The sequence below is a fragment of the Oceanobacillus senegalensis genome, from assembly GCF_900176885.1.
GTDB classification, from domain to species: Bacteria; Bacillota; Bacilli; order Bacillales; family Amphibacillaceae; genus Oceanobacillus; species Oceanobacillus senegalensis.
Genome location: NZ_LT839648.1, coordinates 2,502,492 through 2,507,026, shown reverse-complemented (window position 1 = coordinate 2,507,026; position 4,535 = coordinate 2,502,492). Strand labels below are relative to the sequence as shown.

Annotated in this window: 2 rRNA genes; both read left to right on the top strand. The window is 51.9% G+C overall.

The features are described from left to right. Window positions 1-6: 6 nt before the first annotated feature. Window positions 7-1,571, top strand: a 16S ribosomal RNA gene (locus CAO17_RS12125). Between the two features lie 316 nt (window positions 1,572-1,887). Continuing rightward, window positions 1,888-4,535 (top strand): 23S ribosomal RNA (locus CAO17_RS12120). Together the 16S and 23S rRNA genes form the textbook arrangement of a ribosomal RNA operon.

Genomic DNA, 4,535 nt, shown 5'->3' with positions numbered 1-4,535 from the left:
CAAACTTTTTTGGAGAGTTTGATCTTGGCTCAGGACGAACGCTGGCGGCGTGCCTAATACATGCAAGTCGAGCGCGGGAAGCTAACTGATCCCCTTCGGGGGTGACGTTAGTGGAACGAGCGGCGGACGGGTGAGTAACACGTGGGCAACCTGCCTGTAAGATTGGGATAACTTGCGGAAACGTGAGCTAATACCGGATAATACTTTTCATCGCATGATGGAGAGTTTGAAAGACGGCTTCGGCTGTCACTTACAGATGGGCCCGCGGCGCATTAGTTAGTTGGTGAGGTAAAGGCTCACCAAGGCGACGATGCGTAGCCGACCTGAGAGGGTGATCGGCCACACTGGGACTGAGACACGGCCCAGACTCCTACGGGAGGCAGCAGTAGGGAATCTTCCGCAATGGACGAAAGTCTGACGGAGCAACGCCGCGTGAGTGAAGAAGGTTTTCGGATCGTAAAACTCTGTTGTTAGGGAAGAACAAGTATGATAGTAACTGATCATACCTTGACGGTACCTAACCAGAAAGCCACGGCTAACTACGTGCCAGCAGCCGCGGTAATACGTAGGTGGCAAGCGTTGTCCGGATTTATTGGGCGTAAAGCGCTCGCAGGCGGTCTTTTAAGTCTGATGTGAAATCTTGCGGCTTAACCGTGAGCGGTCATTGGAAACTGGAGGACTTGAGTACAGAAGAGGAGAGTGGAATTCCACGTGTAGCGGTGAAATGCGTAGAGATGTGGAGGAACACCAGTGGCGAAGGCGACTCTCTGGTCTGTAACTGACGCTGAGGAGCGAAAGCGTGGGTAGCGAACAGGATTAGATACCCTGGTAGTCCACGCCGTAAACGATGAGTGCTAGGTGTTAGAGGGTTTCCGCCCTTTAGTGCTGAAGTTAACGCATTAAGCACTCCGCCTGGGGAGTACGGCCGCAAGGCTGAAACTCAAAAGAATTGACGGGGACCCGCACAAGCGGTGGAGCATGTGGTTTAATTCGAAGCAACGCGAAGAACCTTACCAGGTCTTGACATCCTCTGACACTCCTAGAGATAGGATTTTCCCTTCGGGGACAGAGTGACAGGTGGTGCATGGTTGTCGTCAGCTCGTGTCGTGAGATGTTGGGTTAAGTCCCGCAACGAGCGCAACCCTTGATCTTAGTTGCCAGCATTCAGTTGGGCACTCTAAGGTGACTGCCGGTGACAAACCGGAGGAAGGTGGGGATGACGTCAAATCATCATGCCCCTTATGACCTGGGCTACACACGTGCTACAATGGATGGTACAAAGGGAAGCGAAACCGTGAGGTCAAGCAAATCCCATAAAACCATTCTCAGTTCGGATTGTAGGCTGCAACTCGCCTACATGAAGCCGGAATCGCTAGTAATCGCGGATCAGCATGCCGCGGTGAATACGTTCCCGGGTCTTGTACACACCGCCCGTCACACCACGAGAGTTGGTAACACCCGAAGTCGGTGAGGTAACCTCTTGGAGCCAGCCGCCGAAGGTGGGACCAATGATTGGGGTGAAGTCGTAACAAGGTAGCCGTATCGGAAGGTGCGGCTGGATCACCTCCTTTCTAAGGAAATGAAAAAGCGTAAACGCCCGTTTAGCGACGTACGGACTGGACTGAGCCGAAGGAGATAAAGGAAACACAACGAACGTAAGTGAGTTGATGTTGACTTATCGTACGGAGGTGAAGGAAGTCTCGATAGTCGCTGGGCGTTGGAGCTAGATTATTACGGAATATCTAAATATTTATTTGGATAAATCATACTGAGTTGTTTGGTTCAGTTTTGAGAGAGTAAATCTCTTTCAATTTTGTACCTTGAAAACTATATAAGAGTAATCAAGACATCAAATTAAAGCGATACAACGCTTATTCATTGTAAATTAGTTAAGTGAATAAGGGCGCACGGTGGATGCCTTGGCACTAGGAGCTGATGAAGGACGGGACTAACACCGATATGCTTCGGGGAGCTGTAAGTAAGCTTTGATCCGGAGATTTCCGAATGGGGAAACCCACTGTTCGTAATGGAACAGGACTTGTGTCTGAATACATAGGGCACAAGAGGCATACCTGGGGAACTGAAACATCTCAGTACCCAGAGGAAGAGAAAGCAAATGCGATTTCCCAAGTAGCGGCGAGCGAAACGGAAACAGCCCAAACCAGAGAGCTTGCTCTCTGGGGTTGTAGGACACTCCACATGGAGTTACAAAGGAATTCTTTAGACGAATCCATCTGGAAAGATGAGCCAAAGAGGGTAACAGCCCTGTAGTCAAAAAGAGAATTCTCTCCGGAGTGTATCCTGAGTACGGCGGAACACGTGGAATTCCGTCGGAATCCGGGAGGACCATCTCCCAAGGCTAAATACTCCCTAGTGACCGATAGTGAACCAGTACCGTGAGGGAAAGGTGAAAAGTACCCCGGAAGGGGAGTGAAAGAGTACCTGAAACCGTGTGCCTACAAGTAGTCGAAGCGCATTTACGCGTGACGGCGTACCTTTTGTAGAATGGACCGGCGAGTTACGATCGTATGCAAGGTTAAGTGGAAGACACGAAGCCGCAGCGAAAGCGAGTCTAAACAGGGCGAATGAGTATGCGGTCGTAGACCCGAAACCGTGTGATCTACCCATGTCCAGGGTGAAGGTCAGGTAACACTGACAGGAGGCCCGAACCCACGTATGTTGAAAAATGCGGGGATGAGGTGTGGGTAGGGGTGAAATGCCAATCGAACACGGAGATAGCTGGTTCTCTCCGAAATAGCTTTAGGGCTAGCCTCAAGCGTAGAGTACTGGAGGTAGAGCACTGATTGGACTAGGGGCCCTCATCGGGTTACCGAATTCAGTCAAACTCCGAATGCCAGCTACTTAGACTTGGGAGTCAGACTATGGGTGATAAGGTTCATAGTCGAAAGGGAAACAGCCCAGACCACCAGCTAAGGTCCCAAAGTATACGTTAAGTGGAAAAGGATGTGGAGTTGCTTAGACAACCAGGATGTTGGCTTAGAAGCAGCCATCATTTAAAGAGTGCGTAATAGCTCACTGGTCGAGTGACTCTGCGCCGAAAATGTACCGGGGCTAAACGTATCACCGAAGCTGTGGATTGTCTTTTAGACAATGGTAGGAGAGCGTTCTAAGTGCTGTGAAGTCAGACCGTGAGGACTGGTGGAGCGCTTAGAAGTGAGAATGCCGGTATGAGTAGCGAAAAAAGAGTGAGAATCTCTTTCACCGAATGCCTAAGGTTTCCTGAGGAAGGCTCGTCCTCTCAGGGTTAGTCGGGACCTAAGCCGAGGCCGAAAGGCGTAGGCGATGGACAACAGGCAGATATTCCTGTACCACCTCGTGATCGTTATGAGTGATGGGGGGACGCAGTAGGATAAGGAATGCGCACCGATGGACGTGTGCGCCCAAGCAGTGAGAAAGTCAGATAGGCAAATCCGTCTGGCCATTTCAAGCTGTGATGGGGAGGCAACTATAGCCGAAGTTCCGGATTTCACACTGCCGAGAAAAGCCTCTAGCCAGATCACAGGTGCCCGTACCGCAAACCGACACAGGTAGGCGAGGAGAGAATCCTAAGGTGAGCGGGAGAACTCTCGTTAAGGAACTCGGCAAAATGACCCCGTAACTTAGGGAGAAGGGGTGCTCTATAGAGATAGAGCCGCAGTGAATAGGCCCAAGCGACTGTTTAGCAAAAACACAGGTCTCTGCGAAGCCGAAAGGCGAAGTATAGGGGCTGACACCTGCCCGGTGCTGGAAGGTTAAGGGGAAGAGTTAGGACCTTTGGTCCGAAGCTTAGAACCGAAGCCCCAGTAAACGGCGGCCGTAACTATAACGGTCCTAAGGTAGCGAAATTCCTTGTCGGGTAAGTTCCGACCCGCACGAAAGGTGCAACGACTTGGGCACTGTCTCAACGAGAGACCCGGTGAAATTATACTATGCGTGAAGATGCGCATTACCCGCGACAGGACGGAAAGACCCCGTGGAGCTTTACTGTAGCCTGATATTGAATGTCTGTGCAGCTTGTACAGGATAGGTGGGAGCCTCAGAAGCGTGAGCGCCAGCTTACGTGGAGGCATCCGTGGGATACCACCCTGGCTGTATGGACCTTCTAACCCAGGACCGTGATCCGGTTCGGAGACAGTGTCAGGCGGGCAGTTTGACTGGGGCGGTCGCCTCCCAAAAGGTAACGGAGGCGCCCAAAGGTTCCCTCAGAATGGTTGGAAATCATTCGCAGAGTGTAAAGGCAGAAGGGAGCTTGACTGCGAGACCTACAAGTCGAGCAGGGACGAAAGTCGGGCTTAGTGATCCGGTGGTTCCGCATGGAAGGGCCATCGCTCAACGGATAAAAGCTACCCCGGGGATAACAGGCTTATCTCCCCCAAGAGTTCACATCGACGGGGAGGTTTGGCACCTCGATGTCGGCTCATCGCATCCTGGGGCTGTAGTCGGTCCCAAGGGTTGGGCTGTTCGCCCATTAAAGCGGTACGCGAGCTGGGTTCAGAACGTCGTGAGACAGTTCGGTCCCTATCCGTCGTGGGCGC